The following is a 14,867-nucleotide window of genomic DNA, read 5'->3' as shown; positions in this document are numbered from 1 at the left end:
TCTGAGTCCGTCTTGTCGTGGTGCGGGTACGGCTCCCTCGTCCGCGGGCCGGGTGCCGGCCCCGCGAACGAGGATATCGACGGCGTCCGAGCATCCGCTGGGCAGCGGATGCTCCGCGGCGGCAGATCCGTCGGAAGAGGGATGTCCGCCGACAGGGCGAGACGTAGCGTCGGAGCATGCTGATCGTCGAGGAACTCCACCTGCTGCTCACGAACGCCGCCGGCACCCAGGAGCGCCCGGGCACGATGCGCGCCTACGGAGAGGCGGCCGCGCTCATCACGGATCTCGTGCTCGCGGGGCGGGTGAGCCTCACGGACGAGAAGAAGCCTCGGATCCGCGTGCTCTCGGACGCGCCCACCGGCCATCCCGTGCTCGACGAGGCCATGATCCGCCTGCGGGCGAAGGACGGCGCGCGGCTGGAGTCGGTCATCACCTGGTCGAAGCTCGATCCCGAGCGGGAGGTGGTCGCGTCTCTCGTGCAGGCCGGGGTGCTCGAGGTCGGCGAGCGCACCTTCTGGGGGCTCGGCAAGCCGCGCACGCCGGAACGGGACGGCGCGCCGGAGGCGAGCCTGCGGGCGCGGCTCGCGGCCGTCCTCGACGGCGCGGCGGACCCCGGGGTCGCGGACACGACCATCCTCGCCATCCTCCAGGGGCTCGACGTGGCCCGGCACGTGCTCGCCGGCGAGGCGGGCGGGCGGCGCCCGCGGGCGCTCAAGGCGCGCATCGGGGAGATCGTGGAGTCGTCGCCGGCGGGCACGGCAGTCGAGCGGGCGGTGCAGGCGATGAACGCGGCGATCATGACGGCGGCGATCATGCCCGCGATGATCGCCGGGGCGAGCGCCGCGAGCTGAACGCGGCGACAATGGGGGAGTGAGCTCCGTCGACTTCGAGATGGCGTCGATCGCGCCCGGCACCGTCACCCTGCACGATGCGCGCCGGAAGGAGCGCCGCACGGTCGCGCTCCAGCCGTTCGGGATCGGGGTCTATCCCGTGACCGAGGAGCAGCTCGCCGAGCTCCTCGGCGTGACGGCGACGCATCCGCGACGGCCTGCTGTGGACGTGAGCTGGCAGCGCGCCGTCCGCTTCTGCAACGCGGCATCCGAGTGGGAGGGCCTCAACCCCGTCTACACGTTCGACGGGGAAGAGGTGCACTGGGACGTCGGCGCCGACGGCTATCGCCTGCCGACGGAGGCCGAGTGGGAGTTCGCGTGCCGTGCCGGCTCGAAGGGCCCGCACTACGGCGAGCTCTCGGACGTCGCGTGGACCGCCGCGGACGGGGTGACCGCCCCGCAGGAGGTCGGCGGCAAGATGCCGAACCTGAACGGGCTGTTCGACACGCTCGGCAACGTCTGGGAGTGGTGCTGGGACCTGCTCGACCCCGCGCGGTACGACGACTGCCGCGTGTTCCGCGGCGGCGGATTCGCCGACGACGCGTGGAGCGTGCGCGCCTCGGTGCGGCGCGGCGGCGCCCCGCGCATGCACCACGAGGATGTGGGCTTCCGCCTGGCACGCGGCGCGTACGACGGCGAGGACGCTGCCCAGGGATGGTCGGCCGCGGCCGACCGCGAACGGGCCCTCGCGGATGGGCCCCTCCCATCCGGCTGGACGCCGCGTCGCTGACGTCAGGCGGGGACGAGGGCGGAGCTCACGATGACCAGCCCCTCGCCGTGGCGATCGTCGAGCACCTCCTGGAGGCTGCCGTCGTCGTGGACGACGGTGATGCCGACCGTGCCTGCGATCCCGTCGACACCACCGCCGAGAACGCCGGGGCCGTCGATGATCTCCTGGAGGAGCGCCACGAGCTCGGCCTCCGTGCGCTCGGCACGCGTGACGCACAGCATCCCGCCCCACAGGGCCCGGATGGACGCCTCTGCGGCAGCCGGATCGCCCGCGACGGCGACGTTGAGGATCGTATGACGCGGGTCGCTCAACTGCGCCTCGACCGCGGGATCCAGGGGATCCGCGCCCGCTGCCGGGTTGCGGGACATGTCCACCCAGGTCGCCGCATACCCCTCGACCGTGGAAGCGTGCGCGGTGGCGGCGTGGAAGTCGTCGAGAGAGACGCGCGACTCGTCGACGACCCGCCATCCGCCATCCGGCTCCGCGCACGGTGTCCCGATGGGCTCGTCCGAGGGAGAATCCGGCGGCTGGGGAATCTCCGCGGCCGGGACGACCTCGACCGGCGTGAACTGCCCGGCATCGGCGTCATACGAGCCGGTGACGGCGAAGTCGCCCCACCGCACGCCGCCCTGCTCCTCGTATTCACCGTCGAGCGCGCTCCAGTCCCACTCGAGCAGCGGCACACCCGCGCACTGCGGGGGCAGTGACTCGGCGACGCCGCCGAGGCAGAGGTGGGCTCCGTCGCCGCGATCGATGACCGTGACCGCACCGCGCGTCGTCAGCAGCCCGGAAGGTCGGGTCGCCGTCGGCGTCTCCGAGGTCACCGGAGCGGTGGGCGCGGTGGCGCATCCGCCGAACAGGACCGCGCTGGTGGCGACGACGGCGACCGCGAGTTCTCGAGCGAAGGTGGTCATACTCGGGAGTGTCCCACACGACGTGTCCGTCTCAGTGCTGCTGCTCTCGGTCCTCCTGGAGGGGCCCGACGAAGCGATGGCGCGCCATGATGAAGCCGCCGTTGCGGGCGACGTCGAGCAGCTCGAGGTCGTATCGGCGGGGGAGGAGCGGCCGCCCCGCGCCGAGCGTCACCGGAGCGATCGACGAGATGATCTCGTCGAGCAGACCCTCGTCGGCGAACTGCCCGACGAGATCGCCGCCGCCGACGACCCACAGGTCCTTCCCTTCCGCCGCGTCGACCATCTCCTCGTAGACCGCGCGGACGCCGCCGGAGCGGAATCGGATGTCGGCGGCGTCGACCTCGGGCAGCGCGAGCGTGCGCGAGGTCATCACCCACGCGGGCATCGTGTAGAGCCATTGCCCGGGGTGGTGCCGCACGACCCACTCGTAGGTCGTCGAGCCCATGACGATCGCGCCGATCCCCTCGATGAAGGCGTCGTAGTCGTTGGCCCCGCCCTTGTCGAGCGGCTGCCGGAGCAGCCAGTCCAGCGAGTCGTCCGGATCCGCGAGGAATCCGTCGAGCGTGGTCGCTGTGTAGTAGACGAGCTTGGTCATGTGTCCTCCCGGCGTCGATGTCGACCTATCCTGCCGCCCACCTCCGACATCGGCCGGGCGCTCAGCATCGGCTACGGTCGGGGCATGACCTCGCGAATCGCCTGGGAGAGACTTCCGGCTTCACTGCGCCGGGCGATCGAGGAGGCTGCAGGCGCCTCGGTCGTGGCCGCGTCGAGCCAGGCCTCGGGTTTCTCGCCCGGGAGCGCGGACAGAGTGCTCCTCGCCGATGGGCGGCGACAGTTCGTCAAGGCGATCGATCGCGACGTGAACGCCGTCGGTCATGCGCTGCACGCCCGTGAGGCGGAGATCATGCGAATGCTGCCGCCTGCGACGCCCGCGCCCCGCCTTTCGGCTGCGGTCGAGGACGGCGGATGGATCGCGCTCCTGCTCGAGGATGTCGAGGGAGCCCACCCGAGGTCAGAGGATCTCCATCGCGTTCTCGGCGCCCTTGTCGATCTTCCGGAGCCTTCGGCCCAGCTCGCAGGCGACCTGCCGAGGACCTCGAGCGAGCTCGTGGCTGAGCAGGGCGGATGGGATCGTCTGATCGACGCCGACGCGCTCGAGGGCATAGACGCCTGGACCCGGGCACACCTGGATGAGCTTCAGGGAGCGTCGGCGCGCCTGTCCGCCGCCGTCGATGGAGCGCAGATCGTGCACCTGGACCTGCGCACCGACAACGTGCTCATCGACGGCGCAGGTGGCGTGTGGATCGTGGACTGGCCCTGGACCACCATCGGTGCGGGATGGCTCGATGGCGTCACCTACCTGCTCGACGTGCTGATGCACCGTCACGATGTCGATGTCGACGGGGTCGTGCGCTCCCACCCGCTGTTCGCCGACGTCGCTCCGGATGACATCGACGCGGTGCTCGCAGGTCTCGCCGGGGCGTTCCTCGACAAGGCGCGTCAGCCGGCACCGCCAGGCATGCCGACGATCCGCTCGTTTCAGGCGCGGGAAGCGCGCGCCGCGCTCGCTTGGCTTGCGCGTCGTTGGAGTTGACGGCACAGCGCTCAGACCGCGTACGCCTGTGCGAACTCCGGTGAGGGCTCGATCGGCTGGATGACGTCGATGAGCACGCCGTCCGGACCCTCGAGGATGGCGTGCCGCTGGCCGAACGCCTCGTCGCGCAGGGGGAGCACCACGTGGACGTCGGACGGCATCTCGGCCATCACGGCGTCGACATCCGTGACCTCGAGGTTCAGGATCACGCCCGCGGGAGGACGACCGAAGCCACGCGGGATCGTCTCATGCGCGTGATCGAGGATCGCGAGCTCTGCGTCACCGCGGCGGAGGCTGACGTACCAGTCGGCCTCGAACGTCGCCTCGAAGCCGAGGACGCGCCGGTAGAACGCGCTCGTCGTCGCGACGTCGGTGGTCATCAGCACGGGATAGAAGCTCGTCACGGTCATGATGTTCCTTTACGTACAGTGTGTATGTATTGTGCGGCTAGAATACATACGCCACGTACGTAAAGGAAGGGCCATGCCGAGATCATCCGCCGCAGACGCGGCCGCCACCGCCCGGCGGATCCTCGCCGTCGCGACCCGGGCTTTCGCGGCGCACGGGTTCGCCGACGCATCCGTGGACGACATCGCCCGCTCCGCCGACGTGACGCGCGGCGCGGTCTACCACCACTTCGCCTCGAAGCGCGGGCTGTTCGACGCGGCCGCGGCGCGGCTGCAGGAGGACGTCGCGGCCGCCGTCATCACGGCGGCCGAAGCCGCGGGGGAGGACCCCCGCGCCCAGCTCGTCGCCGGCAGTCACGCCTTCGTCGACGCGATCACCGAGGGTGAGGCTGCGCGGGTGCTTCTCGTCGAGGCGCCGGCCGCGATGGGATGGAGCCAGTGGCGCGCGCAGGACGACGCGGCGTCGGGTGTGCACCTTCTCGACGCCCTGCGTGCCTGCGGGCTGCGCGGCCAGGAGGCCGAGGCGCTGGCGCGCCAGCTCTCCGGTGCGATGAACGAGGCGGCGCTGTGGATCGTGGAGAACGGTGGCGGCGCCGCGATCCGACGGCAGGCCCACGTCGCACTCGCGCGCCTGCTCGCGGCCGTCGTGTGAGGCTCAGTCGTCGGCGGCGAACACGAGCTCGAAGCGCTCGCACAGCACCGGCATGTCGGGCGAGAAGGGGCGGCCGCTCTCTCCGTGCTCGGACCAGAATCTCTCGTGGATCGCGCGCCATGCGGCGAGGGTGCGGTCGCCCTCGCCTTCGGCGTGCGCGTGCTCCGCGTCCACCTCGTCGAAGGGCACGACGCGCACGCTCGTGGTCCGGATGACCGCGCGCGGTGCCCCCGAGCCGGCCAGGATGACACTGAGGTCGCCCGCCTGCGGCAGGCGGTCTCCGGTCGCCTCGTAGTCCCAGAGCGCGGAGGCGGTGCCCGTCTTCACGCCGGCCAGCACGAGAGCGAGCAGGCCGTCGGCGTGCTCCGGCGTCGCGCCGAACGCCCAGCTCTCGGTGGGAGCAGCGGGGAGATCCGCGACCGCCCCTCTCGCCCGCTCCCAGAACTCCTCGACGGTCGGCACTGCGCTCATCCTCCGACCCTATCCGCCGTCGGCGCGCCGTCCTTCCGCGCCCGCGCGATAGCGTGACGGGCATGGGCGAACTCGACCTGGACATCCGTGAGATCCGCGAAGAGGACGCGGGAGAGGTGATGACCCTGCAGCGCGCGGCATTCGTCTCGGAGGCGCAGATCTACGGAAGCGCAGACATGCCGCCGCTCACCCAGACCCTCGACGAGGTGCGCTGGGAGCTGCGGGAGAATCTCGGCTGCGTCGCGCTGGACGGCGGGCGGATGGTCGGGGCGCTCCGCGCGCGGATCGACGGCGAGCTCCTGCTCATCGGACGGATCGCGATCGCGCCCGACATGCAGGGACATGGGATCGGGTCGCGGCTGCTCGACGCCGTCGAAGCCAGGGGAGCGTCGGCCGGCGCTCGTGAAGCGGAGCTCTTCACGGGCTCGCTGAGCGAGGCGAACATCCGGCTCTACGAGCGGCAGGGATACCGCGAGACGGAGCGGATCGAGGAGGGCGACGGGACGGCCCAGGTCTTCCTCCGAAAGCGGCTGGGCTGACCGGGACGGAGGAGGGTCGCGACTCGAACGGAACTCAAGAACCCGCTGGCAAGACGCTGGATCGGTTTGTTATCTGTTCGTGATCTCTGCCTAAGGTGGCCACCTTGAACCGCGAAGGATGGCCGTCGAGTCCGCCCCGAGAGTCCTTCGTTCCCTGAAATCGACAGATTCACCGGTCGGGCGGTCGCTGCACGCGAGGTGCGCGCAGCGAGACGGGGCTGCGGAGTTCAGAGTGCACCCGAACAGGAATACCCGACCCGTCGCCCGCACGACCCGACGCCTGCGGGGTGGCTTCGCTGTCGCGGGAGTCGCCGCTGCGGCAGCGGCGGCGACGTTCATCCCGACGGCCGCGAATGCGGCCGACGGCGCCACGTGGGACGCCCTCGCGCAGTGCGAGTCCGGCGGCAACTGGGCGATCGACACCGGCAACGGATACTACGGCGGCCTGCAGTTCTCGATGGAGACGTGGCAGGCGAACGGCGGCACGGGCAACCCGGCCGCTGCGTCGCGCGAGGAGCAGATCCGGGTCGCCGAGAACGTGCTCGCAACGCAGGGCTGGGGCGCCTGGCCCACCTGCTCGGCGCAGATCGGCGCGACCGGCGGCGCCGACACGAGCGGCTCGGAGCAGTCGGCGCCCGCGGCACCGGCCGAGAACACCGCGCCGGCCGAGAACTCGGCACCGGCGGAGGAGTCCGCCCCCGCCGAGACTGCTGCGCCGGCGGAGGAGCCGGCAGCGGCCGCTCCCGCCGAGCCGACGTATGACCTCCCGGACGTCGAGCCGTCGGACGAGACCTACACGGTTCAGGCCGGCGACACGCTCTTCGAGATCGCGGAGGCGAACGGCATCGAGAGCGGCTGGCTCGGCATCTTCGCGGTCAACCAGGACATCCTCTCGAACCCGGACCTCATCGAGGTCGACCAGGAGCTCGTGCTGCCTGCGCAGTGAGGTGACCTATCGGAGGCGCGCGGCCCGACGGCCGCGCGCCTCCGGCGTGCTCAGACGGCGAGCGCGCGCGTCCAGATGTCCACGTGCTCCTCGACGAAGGACGTCACGGTTCGCCAATGCCGGCCGTGACCCTCGACATGCATCGTCGCCCACGGCTCGCGCCCGTCCGCGTGCGCCTCGGCGAGGAGGCGGTGCATGGCCGCAGCGCGAGCGGCCATCGCCTGGGGCAGCGCGTCGCGCAGATCGGCGTCGGCGCCGTACCCGTCGACGAAGGCGCGGAGGCAGGCGGCCGCCTCGAGCGGCGGCTGCGCGGCGTCGTTGAGCGTGAAGGCCTGAGCCGAGTACGCGAGGTCCCACAGGCGCGTGCTCGGGCCCGCGCCGTCCCAGTCGATGAAGACCCATCGCTCGCCGATGACGAGATTCCAGGGAGCGAGGTCGTTGTGGCAGAGGAGATCCGCGTCCGCTGCCGGGATGAGCACATCCCAGTCGTGCGTGCCATCCATCGGGATGGTCGCGCTCGCGTCGTGGATCTCGCGAACCATGCGACCGACTCGAGCCAGCTCGGAGAGCGTGAGCGGATCGCCTTCGAGCGCGGTCGTGCCTCCGATGTACTCCAGGACCATCCGCCCCTGGTCGTCGCGCGGGAGCGGCCGGGGCGCGTCGACACCCTGCGCGCGGAGCCCGGAGAGGAATGTCGCGATGCGTGCGGAGTTCCGCGTCCAGGGCTTGCGCACCGTGTCTCCGACGCGGACGACGTCGCCGGCTGCGTTGCCGCCTGTGAGCGGCACCTCCGTGCACTCTGTCATGCGATCCCGGTGTCGTGCCGGTAGACGTACACCTCAGTGCCCTGGTGCAGGTCGAGGTCCGTTCGACCGCGCGTGCCCGGGTCGTGGTCGAGGATCTCCTCGAGGCGGGAGAGCATGTCGGCGCGCGTGTCCTCATCGGCCGCGCGTGCCGTGCTGACTGTCATCCATCGGGCGAGGTAGTCGTCTCGCGTGATGCGCTCGCTCCACGGGATCCAGGCGGACGTCACGGGGAGGAAACCGGGGAGGGGCGACATCGCGGGCGGGAGGGTCCGCTCGGAGATCTGCTCGGTCCATCCCGGATGCAGGACCCGGGCACAGGCGCGATCCCATGCGCACTCGGGGTCGTAGGTGTTCCACAGGAGGGCCAGCGCACCGCCCGGCCGGAGGACGCGCGCGATCTCGGCGCACGCGAGCGACTCATCGAACCAGTGGAACGCCTGTGCGACCGTCACGAGGTCCTGACTCCGATCGGGCGCGGGGATGTCCTCGGCGGTGCCGACGCGGACGTCGACGGCAGGCAGGATCATGCGCAGCTGGTCGAGCATCGGCTCCGAGGGGTCGACGGCGACGACGCGATCGGCCAGCGGGACGAGCTTGCGGGTGAGCTTTCCTGTCCCCGCGCCCAGATCGAGGACGTCGCCGAGACGCTCCGGGGCGAACACGGCGACCGCGTCGTCCGGGAACCCGGGGCGGTAGCGCTCGTATTCGGCGCCCATGTCGAGGAAAGTGCGTGCGAGCTCCGGCTGCATGCTCCTCATGCTAGGTGCGGATGCACGGCGCGGGGGAGTGCGCCGCATAGGCTCGGGGCATGGGCGACGGGCGAGACGACCGGGTGGGACGCGCGCTCGAGGGGCTGGCGCCGCGATGACCTTGCGCGGCGTGATCTTCGACCTCGACGGCACGCTCCTCGACACGCGGTCGGCGCAGGACGCGGCCGCACGCGCCTGGGCGACGGAGCAGGGAGACACCGCCGCAGACGTGGCGGAGCGGTGGCACCTCATCGCCGAGCGCCATTACCGGCGGTACCAGCTGCGTGAGATCGGGTTCGAGGATCAGCGGCGCGAGCGCGTCCGGGAGTTCCTCGGGATGGAGCTGACCGATGCCGAGGCGTCCGAGCTGTTCTCGACCTACCTCGAGCGGTATGAGGCGGGCTGGCAGCGGTACGCGGACGCCCTTCCCGCTCTGCAGAGAGCGCGTGCGGCCTCATTGCGGATCGTCGTGCTGTCGAACGGCCAGGCGGCCCAGCAGATGCGGAAGCTCGAGCGGTTCGGGCTCGCCGAGGCCATCGATGCCGCCGTGTTCAGCAGCGAGCTTCCGGCCGGCAAGCCTGACCCGCGGGCGTTCCATGCGGCGCTCGGGGCGATCGACGTCGACGCTCGTGACGCGTGGATGGTGGGGGACAACTGGGACGCCGACGTCTGCGGGGCACGAGGCGCGGGGGTGTTCCCGGTGTACCTCGATCGTGAGAACTCGCGGCCGACGTCCCAGTGCCGGAGGGTGACGAGTCTCGCCGAGCTCGAGTTCACCTGAGGAATGACGGACGGGTCAGGCAGCGCTTCAGGAGCGCGAAGCGCCTCCGCCATCGAAGCCGTCCTCCGCACCGAGGGGCTGAACAGACGGGCCGTCTGGCACATTCCAGCGGAAGAGAACCAGGTGCCAGAGGGGCGGTCGCTTTCGTGAAGGGTCGATGAGTCCCTGCGCTCCGGCGGATACGAGGCGGTCTCGAACGTGCCACGACGGCGGCGTCTCGCCGACTTCGACCTTCTCCTGCCATGGGGCTGTCGCGTCAGACGGATCGATGCCGAGTGATTCCATCGCAGAGGTGTCGCGGAGATCGGCGATGCGGGAAGCGGTGACCTCCACGGCCACGATGTCGAGTTGTGCAGCCCGCGCGCCACGGTGCGCGATCATGGCGGCCTCGACGCCTTCGCGGGTAGCGCTGAGGTAGAGCGTCGGCTGGTGGGATCGTGAGTAGCGACCGGGAGCGCGAGAGCCGGCCAGCGCGGCAGCCCGGAATCGTCGGTCGATCGCGCGGTAGAAGATGCCGCGTACGTCAATGAGAACGCTGGTCTCGCCCATGCCCTGATGATCCCATCGGCCGGTACTGGTACGGCTGCGCCCATTGCTACGCTCGGCCAGGTGGATCCACAACTGAACCCGCTGATCCCGGCCTGGACCGACATCGCGTGGTCCTCATGCGTCGCGGCCGCCGTGGTTCTGGCCATCCTCGCACTGGTGTCGATCGCGCGGATGCGGCGACGAGCCCCTGGCTACGGGGATCTCCTGTGGGGTGCGCTCGTCGTCATCGTGCCTGTGTTCGGAGCCATCGCGTGGTTCGTCGTGGGACGACGACGGCACATGCTTCAGCGCTGACTGTCATGATGACGCCATGGAGATGCTGATCCGGCGTCCGCTGCCTGCCGACGCTCCCGTGCTCGCGCGACTGCATGTGCTCACGTGGCGCGAGACGTACGGGCATCTGCTTCCAAGCGACTTCTTCGGTGACGCGCACCTGGAGATGCGTCAGACGATGTGGGAGCGCATCCTCGCCAACCCGCGACCCGAATGGACGGTGCTCACCGCCGCGTTGGGGGATGAGCTCGTCGGCTTCGTCTCCGCCGGACCGGGCAGCGAGAGCGGGACCGACTCCTCTTCACGCTAGCTGTACACGCTCTACGTGCGCTCTCGATGGCACGGAGCAGGGATCGGGCAGGCGCTCTTCGACGCCGCGGTCGGCCACGATGCGTGTGTTCTGTGGGTGGCGAAGGAGAACCCGCGAGCCATCGCGTTCTACCGCAAGAACGGGTTCGAGTTCGATGGCCAGGAACAGGCCGATGATGCCGTTCCTGGGATCGTCGAGGCGCGGATGCGCCGCGCGTCGCGGGACGCAACGGGGTGACATCCTCGTCGCGGCGCGACACACTCGTTCCATGACTCCGGTTCCCTGGGTGCTGCACGTCGACATGGACCAGTTCATCGCCGCGGTCGAGGTGCTGCGACGTCCGGAGCTCGCCGGAAAGCCGGTCATCGTCGGCGGGCGGGGCGACCCGACTGAGCGCGCCGTCGTCTCGACGGCCTCGTACGAGGCACGGAAATTCGGGATCGGGTCGGGGATGCCGCTCAAGATCGCGGCGCGAAAGGCGCCCGAGGACGCCGTCTTCCTCCCCGTCGACCACGCTGCCTATGAAGCGGCGTCGGAGGAGGTGATGAGCACCCTTCGCGGCCTTCCGGGTGTGGTGCTCGAGGTGATCGGATGGGACGAGTGCTTCCTCGGGGTCACGAGCGATGACCCCGAGAGGGTCGCTCGAGAGGCACAGGCTGCGGTGTTCGAGGCGACATCGCTGCACTGCTCGGTAGGTATCGGCGACAACAAGGTGCGCGCGAAGATCGCAACGGAGTTCGGGAAACCGCGCGGGATGTTCCGGCTCACGGCCGAGAACTGGTTCGAGGTGATGGGGGAGAAGCCCACCCGGGACCTCTGGGGCGTCGGACCGAAGGTGCAGAAGCGCCTCGCCGATCACGGCATCGAGACGGTGCGTCAGCTCGCCGATGCGGATCGTCAGGAGCTCGTGACGGAGTTCGGCCCGAAGATGGGCGTCTGGTATCACGAGCTCGGGTCGGGGCTCGGTCCAGCGGTGGTCGATGACACGCCCTGGATCGCGCGCAGCCACAGCCGGGAGACGACATATCAGCACAACCTGACCACGCCGGACGAGGTGGAGTCGGCGTTGCGCGAGCTCGCGGCCGAGGCGTTCGCCGACTGCGAGGCCGAAGGGCGCGCCGTGACCCGTGTGAACCTGAAGGTGCGCTACGCGCCATTCATCACGAAGACGTTCGGCCGGAAGCTGGCAGAGCCGACGCTGGATCGCGACGTCGTCGTCGCCGCGGCGGTTGCGCTCGGTGAGACGCTGGACCACGAGCGCGAGGTGCGCCTTCTCGGCGTGCGCGCTGAGATGGTCATGCCCGAGGGAGGCGACCCCGTCGAGCGGACTCCCGTCCGCGGTCGCATCTGACCCGTCCCGGCACACACGAACCTGCCCCCGGAGTCGGCCTCTCGGCCCGCGGTCAGAAGGGTGGTGGTTCGTCGTCGGGTGGGGTGAAGCGGGCGACGGGTGGTGGGGTGTCGGTGTAGACGCGCCCGTTCGGGGACGTCCATTCGAGCACGCCGCCGGGGCCCTGGGTGACGGTCCATTCGGTCATCTGCTCGAGCATGTGATGTGTCTCACAGAGGTACTCGAGGTTGGCCACGTTTGTGGGGCCGCCGCGGGAGTGGGGGTGGGTGTGGTCGACGTCGACGTAGTGCTTGCGGATGGCCTGCCGGCATCCGGGGAACCGGCACCGCTCATCCCGCGCCTTCAGGAACCGCCGCTGCGCCATCGTGGGGAACCTCTGATCCACGGTGAGGAGCACCCCGGTGTGCGCGTCGGTGAACGCCCGGTTCCAGATCGTCGCGTCCGCGGCGATCTCCTTGGCGTCGATGATCGGGATCGGGCCTGCCCCGGCGAGGGTGGCGCCTTCGGTTCTGTGGGTGGGGTCGGCGAGCGCCGTGGCGGGGATGGTGATGTGCACGCTCCCGCGGATCGCCCCGAGCCCGACGGGCTTCGGGGCCGGGCCGAACGCCGAAACCGCGCCAGAGCCCGAGCCCGTGCAGGGCGCGGCGCCCGCGCCGGCACCGGCGTCGGCCGTGGCGCCCGTCGCGCCGAGTCCGACATCCCCGCCCTTCGCGTCCGCGGCCGCGGCGCCTGCGCCGTCCGCGGTGGCGCCGAGTCCGACATCGCCGGTCTTCGCGTCTGCCCCTGCGTCGGGCGTCTGGGGGAAGGTGGCGCCGTAGAGGTGGTCGTGGCCGGTGGGGGTGCCGGTGAGGGTGAGGTCGGTGAAGATGTCCGCCCGGATCTCATCCAGCGAGCGGTCATCCGCGAGCGCGACCGGGTCGCCGGCCCGGCGGGCCGCGGCGCGGGCGGCGATGACGGTCTTCGCCATCTGGTCGATGCGGTCCATCATCCCGACCCCGAGCACGTTCGCGACCTCCGCGTCGAACGCGCCCATCGCGTCCTCCCCGGGACGGAACCCCACCCGCCGCCTCCGCCTGGCGGCCTTGTGGCGGTCGCTGATCGAGACCGGGTCCAGTTCCTGCGCGATCTTCCGCGCCACCTCCGCCAACGCGGCCGCGGTCATCGGCACCCGGTCCAGCCGCTCCAGCACCCGCACCTCATACGTCGCCCGCACGGCAGGGTCGTCGATGCGGTCCCCGCACAGCACGATCACCCGCGCGTGCGGGAGCGACACCGTCCCCGCTGCGAGCCGGTCCCGCACGACCGGGAACCGGGAGACGAGCACCGTCGCGTCGTTCATCTGCCGCTCCACCGACCGGCCCGGGGTGTGCGTGGCCGCGGCGATCTCCTCCGCGATCGCCCGATGCGCCCACGCCCGCGACGAGCCCCCGGCCGCGACCTGCCGCTCATGCTGCGCCCACGCCACCTGCGACGCCGACGCCAACGCCATCTGACGCGCCGCCTGCGCATGAGCGATCACCCTGTCCGCCGCCCGGATCGCCTCGATCGCCGACTCCACCGCCGCACGCTCCGAAGCCGTCGGGCACGGACCATCCCCTTCACCCCACACAGCCCCATCGCTCATGAAACCAGTGTCCCGCCCACCACCGACATTCGAAGACCCCTACGAGCCCGACGGCCACGGAAAAGGTCACAGAACAATAACGACTCTGCCTTGGTGTGACCGAGCGCAAGCGCTGGGGGAGGGGAGCGTCAGCGTGTCCGGCGATAGCGCTCGTAGATCACGCGGGAGTCGAACGTGCGCGTCTCGATGAGGTCGAGGGGGAGCGGTTGGGCGAGCGGGGGAAGGAACGGCGGACCACCGCCGACGATGATCGGGTACCGGAAGATCCGGATCTCGTCGATCAGGTCGAGTTCGAAGGCGTGAGCGGCGAGATCCGCGCCGCCGATCTCGACGTCCTTGGGTGTGGACTCGATGACCGCCGCGACCTCCTCGGCCAAGGTGCCCTCAGCGAGTCGGGCGTTCCCTTCGACGCCCTCGAGCGTGTGGCTGAACACGACCTTCGGAAGGGCGGTCCAGACGTCGGCGAAGGCGTTCGCATCAGGAGAGTCGCGGAACGACGGATCGGTCTCCCAGACCCGCATCGTCTCGTACAGGCGACGTCCGAGGAGTGTGGCGCCGAGTTCGCTGACCCGATCGAGGTGGAATCGGAACAGGTCATCGCTCGGCACCGACCAGTCGAACGATCCGAAGCGGTCGGCGATGAACCCATCGACCGACACACCCATCGAGTAGATCAGCATGCTTGAAGGGTTCCATGGCGCCGAGGAGTGGGCAAGAGCCATTCGCACTTGTCGATGTGCGGCCATCCGCTCGTCATGATCACCGACCCGGCCGCTCGTCGAATCGCACGGGGAGCGACAGGGCCCCGCGCAGCGTTGCCGCATAGGCAGCGCGCGCGTCGTCGCCGACCCAAGATGAATCTCGGTGGCGGAGGTACAGCTCGTCGCCGGCATAGCGGGGGAAGACGTGAACATGCAGATGCCACACGTCCTGGTCGCCGGCGGGTTCGTTGTGCTGCCGGATCGAGGTGCCCTCGGCGCCGTAGGCGAATCGGATCGCGGTCGCCACCTGCTGGGTGAGATCCCACACGGCGTGGCCATCCTCTGGCGCGAGGGCGTAGATGCTCTCGACGTGTGCACGCGGCATCACGAGCGCAGAGCCCGCGTTGCCCGGCCACCACTTGGGCGCAATGCGCGCATAGGCCCGCTCGGTCACCGCGACGATGTCGGAGGACCGGTTGTGCTCGTCCTCGATTCCCCGCTGGAGACGACAGAACGGGCACGCGTAGCCGCCGGGCGCGTAGGACGGGGCAGGATGTCCGTTCATGCGCTGGTCCGCGCA

21 protein-coding genes and 1 riboswitch are annotated in these 14,867 nt (G+C 70.4%); of the genes, 11 read left to right on the top strand and 10 right to left on the bottom strand.

The annotated features are described in order from the left end of the window. Positions 1 to 65: riboswitch (guanidine-III (ykkC-III) riboswitch) on the bottom strand. Positions 66 to 176: 111 nt separating this feature from the next. Further along, positions 177 to 851, top strand: coding sequence for a GOLPH3/VPS74 family protein (locus GC092_RS08290; protein ID WP_324011303.1), 675 nt, complete (start codon positions 177 to 179; stop codon positions 849 to 851). Positions 852 to 891: 40 nt separating this feature from the next. Continuing rightward, the gene (locus GC092_RS08285) at positions 892 to 1,620 is read left to right on the top strand and encodes a formylglycine-generating enzyme family protein (RefSeq protein WP_324014879.1); all 729 of its coding nucleotides are present in this window, start codon (positions 892 to 894) and stop codon (positions 1,618 to 1,620) included. A 2-nt stretch (positions 1,621 to 1,622) separates the two neighbouring features. On the opposite strand, the gene GC092_RS08280 is transcribed toward GC092_RS08285, so the two are convergent. Continuing rightward, the gene (locus GC092_RS08280) at positions 1,623 to 2,534 is read right to left on the bottom strand and encodes a hypothetical protein (protein WP_324011302.1); all 912 of its coding nucleotides are present in this window, start codon (positions 2,532 to 2,534) and stop codon (positions 1,623 to 1,625) included. Positions 2,535 to 2,565: 31 nt separating this feature from the next. Beyond that, positions 2,566 to 3,129 carry a dihydrofolate reductase family protein gene (locus tag GC092_RS08275; RefSeq protein ID WP_324011301.1) on the bottom strand — a complete coding sequence of 188 codons (564 nt, stop codon included), beginning with the start codon at positions 3,127 to 3,129 and terminating at the stop codon, positions 2,566 to 2,568. Positions 3,130 to 3,291: 162 nt separating this feature from the next. Here GC092_RS08275 and GC092_RS08270 point away from each other — a divergent pair, with 162 nt between their 5' ends. Then, positions 3,292 to 4,128: a phosphotransferase family protein gene (locus tag GC092_RS08270; RefSeq protein ID WP_324011300.1), complete on the top strand. Its 837-nt coding sequence runs from the start codon at positions 3,292 to 3,294 to the stop codon at positions 4,126 to 4,128. Between the two features lie 11 nt (positions 4,129 to 4,139). Here the strand turns inward: GC092_RS08270 and GC092_RS08265 are convergent, their stop codons facing one another. Further along, positions 4,140 to 4,538: a VOC family protein gene (locus GC092_RS08265; protein ID WP_324011299.1), complete on the bottom strand. Its 399-nt coding sequence runs from the start codon at positions 4,536 to 4,538 to the stop codon at positions 4,140 to 4,142. Between the two features lie 73 nt (positions 4,539 to 4,611). Between GC092_RS08265 and GC092_RS08260 the strand changes: the two genes are divergently transcribed. After that, complete coding sequence (locus tag GC092_RS08260) at positions 4,612 to 5,187, top strand: TetR/AcrR family transcriptional regulator (protein ID WP_324011297.1); 576 nt, start codon at positions 4,612 to 4,614, stop codon at positions 5,185 to 5,187. 3 nt (positions 5,188 to 5,190) lie between these two features. On the opposite strand, the gene GC092_RS08255 is transcribed toward GC092_RS08260, so the two are convergent. Further along, complete coding sequence (locus GC092_RS08255) at positions 5,191 to 5,658, bottom strand: ASCH domain-containing protein (protein WP_324011296.1); 468 nt, start codon at positions 5,656 to 5,658, stop codon at positions 5,191 to 5,193. Between the two features lie 62 nt (positions 5,659 to 5,720). On the opposite strand from GC092_RS08255, the gene GC092_RS08250 reads away from it, so the two are divergent. After that, entirely contained in the window at positions 5,721 to 6,197 is a 477-nt protein-coding gene (locus GC092_RS08250) for a GNAT family N-acetyltransferase (protein WP_324011294.1), read from the top strand. Between the two features lie 232 nt (positions 6,198 to 6,429). After that, positions 6,430 to 7,143, top strand: a complete 714-nt coding sequence (locus GC092_RS08245) for a transglycosylase family protein (protein WP_324011293.1) — start codon at positions 6,430 to 6,432, stop codon at positions 7,141 to 7,143. A gap of 50 nt (positions 7,144 to 7,193) precedes the next feature. On the opposite strand, the gene GC092_RS08240 is transcribed toward GC092_RS08245, so the two are convergent. Both GC092_RS08240 and GC092_RS08235 read right to left on the bottom strand, forming a co-directional pair. After that, positions 7,194 to 7,949, bottom strand: coding sequence for a phosphotransferase (locus tag GC092_RS08240; RefSeq protein ID WP_324011290.1), 756 nt, complete (start codon positions 7,947 to 7,949; stop codon positions 7,194 to 7,196). Then, the gene (locus GC092_RS08235; RefSeq protein WP_324011289.1) at positions 7,946 to 8,698 is read right to left on the bottom strand and encodes a class I SAM-dependent methyltransferase; all 753 of its coding nucleotides are present in this window, start codon (positions 8,696 to 8,698) and stop codon (positions 7,946 to 7,948) included. The genes GC092_RS08240 and GC092_RS08235 overlap by 4 nt, the downstream gene beginning before the upstream one ends. A gap of 115 nt (positions 8,699 to 8,813) precedes the next feature. Here GC092_RS08235 and GC092_RS08230 point away from each other — a divergent pair, with 115 nt between their 5' ends. After that, positions 8,814 to 9,479 (top strand): HAD family hydrolase, encoded by a 666-nt coding sequence (locus GC092_RS08230; RefSeq protein WP_324011287.1) that lies wholly within the window; start codon positions 8,814 to 8,816, stop codon positions 9,477 to 9,479. Positions 9,480 to 9,506: 27 nt separating this feature from the next. Here the strand turns inward: GC092_RS08230 and GC092_RS08225 are convergent, their stop codons facing one another. After that, positions 9,507 to 10,028 (bottom strand): RES domain-containing protein, encoded by a 522-nt coding sequence (locus tag GC092_RS08225; RefSeq protein ID WP_324011286.1) that lies wholly within the window; start codon positions 10,026 to 10,028, stop codon positions 9,507 to 9,509. Positions 10,029 to 10,088: 60 nt separating this feature from the next. Between GC092_RS08225 and GC092_RS08220 the strand changes: the two genes are divergently transcribed. From GC092_RS08220 to GC092_RS08205, 4 genes are read left to right on the top strand one after another with little or no spacing between them, the layout of a single operon-like run. After that, entirely contained in the window at positions 10,089 to 10,322 is a 234-nt protein-coding gene (locus GC092_RS08220; RefSeq protein WP_271171838.1) for a PLDc N-terminal domain-containing protein, read from the top strand. A 16-nt stretch (positions 10,323 to 10,338) separates the two neighbouring features. After that, complete coding sequence (locus GC092_RS08215; RefSeq protein WP_324011283.1) at positions 10,339 to 10,611, top strand: GNAT family N-acetyltransferase; 273 nt, start codon at positions 10,339 to 10,341, stop codon at positions 10,609 to 10,611. A 15-nt stretch (positions 10,612 to 10,626) separates the two neighbouring features. After that, positions 10,627 to 10,848, top strand: a complete 222-nt coding sequence (locus GC092_RS08210) for a GNAT family N-acetyltransferase (protein WP_324011282.1) — start codon at positions 10,627 to 10,629, stop codon at positions 10,846 to 10,848. A gap of 31 nt (positions 10,849 to 10,879) precedes the next feature. Then, on the top strand, positions 10,880 to 11,962 hold the full coding sequence (locus GC092_RS08205) for a DNA polymerase IV (protein ID WP_324011280.1): 1,083 nt from the start codon (positions 10,880 to 10,882) through the stop codon (positions 11,960 to 11,962). A 52-nt stretch (positions 11,963 to 12,014) separates the two neighbouring features. Here GC092_RS08205 and GC092_RS08200 read toward each other — a convergent pair whose 3' ends face one another. The 3 genes from GC092_RS08200 to GC092_RS08190 form a co-directional block, all read right to left on the bottom strand. Beyond that, on the bottom strand, positions 12,015 to 13,586 hold the full coding sequence (locus GC092_RS08200; protein ID WP_324011279.1) for an HNH endonuclease signature motif containing protein: 1,572 nt from the start codon (positions 13,584 to 13,586) through the stop codon (positions 12,015 to 12,017). Positions 13,587 to 13,714: 128 nt separating this feature from the next. Next, positions 13,715 to 14,308, bottom strand: coding sequence for a dihydrofolate reductase family protein (locus tag GC092_RS08195; protein WP_324011278.1), 594 nt, complete (start codon positions 14,306 to 14,308; stop codon positions 13,715 to 13,717). A 37-nt stretch (positions 14,309 to 14,345) separates the two neighbouring features. Further along, a complete protein-coding gene (locus tag GC092_RS08190; RefSeq protein WP_324011276.1) occupies positions 14,346 to 14,852 on the bottom strand; it encodes an HIT family protein in 507 nt (168 codons plus the stop codon). Between the last annotated feature and the right edge of the window lie 15 nt (positions 14,853 to 14,867).

The sequence above is a fragment of the Microbacterium sp. JZ37 genome (assembly GCF_035188445.1).
In the GTDB taxonomy this organism is placed as follows: Bacteria; Actinomycetota; Actinomycetes; order Actinomycetales; family Microbacteriaceae; genus Microbacterium; species Microbacterium barkeri.
This window is presented reverse-complemented; position numbering and strand designations above follow the sequence as displayed.

Bases quoted from the DNA above. Each gene is read 5' to 3' on its own strand.
- GC092_RS08280 (WP_324011302.1), bottom strand. From the start codon at position 2,534: ATGACCACCTTCGCTCGAGAACTCGCGGTCGCCGTCGTCGCCACCAGC.
- GC092_RS08260 (WP_324011297.1), top strand. From the start codon at position 4,612: ATGCCGAGATCATCCGCCGCAGACGCGGCCGCCACCGCCCGGCGGATC.
- GC092_RS08275 (WP_324011301.1), bottom strand. From the start codon at position 3,129: ATGACCAAGCTCGTCTACTACACAGCGACCACGCTCGACGGATTCCTC.
- GC092_RS08200 (WP_324011279.1), bottom strand. From the start codon at position 13,586: ATGAGCGATGGGGCTGTGTGGGGTGAAGGGGATGGTCCGTGCCCGACG.
- GC092_RS08190 (WP_324011276.1), bottom strand. From the start codon at position 14,852: ATGAACGGACATCCTGCCCCGTCCTACGCGCCCGGCGGCTACGCGTGC.
- GC092_RS08215 (WP_324011283.1), top strand. From the start codon at position 10,339: ATGGAGATGCTGATCCGGCGTCCGCTGCCTGCCGACGCTCCCGTGCTC.
- GC092_RS08290 (WP_324011303.1), top strand. From the start codon at position 177: ATGCTGATCGTCGAGGAACTCCACCTGCTGCTCACGAACGCCGCCGGC.
- GC092_RS08250 (WP_324011294.1), top strand. From the start codon at position 5,721: ATGGGCGAACTCGACCTGGACATCCGTGAGATCCGCGAAGAGGACGCG.
- GC092_RS08240 (WP_324011290.1), bottom strand. From the start codon at position 7,949: ATGACAGAGTGCACGGAGGTGCCGCTCACAGGCGGCAACGCAGCCGGC.
- GC092_RS08255 (WP_324011296.1), bottom strand. From the start codon at position 5,658: ATGAGCGCAGTGCCGACCGTCGAGGAGTTCTGGGAGCGGGCGAGAGGG.
- GC092_RS08195 (WP_324011278.1), bottom strand. From the start codon at position 14,308: ATGGCTCTTGCCCACTCCTCGGCGCCATGGAACCCTTCAAGCATGCTG.
- GC092_RS08265 (WP_324011299.1), bottom strand. From the start codon at position 4,538: ATGACCGTGACGAGCTTCTATCCCGTGCTGATGACCACCGACGTCGCG.
- GC092_RS08285 (WP_324014879.1), top strand. From the start codon at position 892: ATGGCGTCGATCGCGCCCGGCACCGTCACCCTGCACGATGCGCGCCGG.
- GC092_RS08225 (WP_324011286.1), bottom strand. From the start codon at position 10,028: ATGGGCGAGACCAGCGTTCTCATTGACGTACGCGGCATCTTCTACCGC.
- GC092_RS08230 (WP_324011287.1), top strand. From the start codon at position 8,814: ATGACCTTGCGCGGCGTGATCTTCGACCTCGACGGCACGCTCCTCGAC.
- GC092_RS08235 (WP_324011289.1), bottom strand. From the start codon at position 8,698: ATGCAGCCGGAGCTCGCACGCACTTTCCTCGACATGGGCGCCGAATAC.
- GC092_RS08205 (WP_324011280.1), top strand. From the start codon at position 10,880: ATGACTCCGGTTCCCTGGGTGCTGCACGTCGACATGGACCAGTTCATC.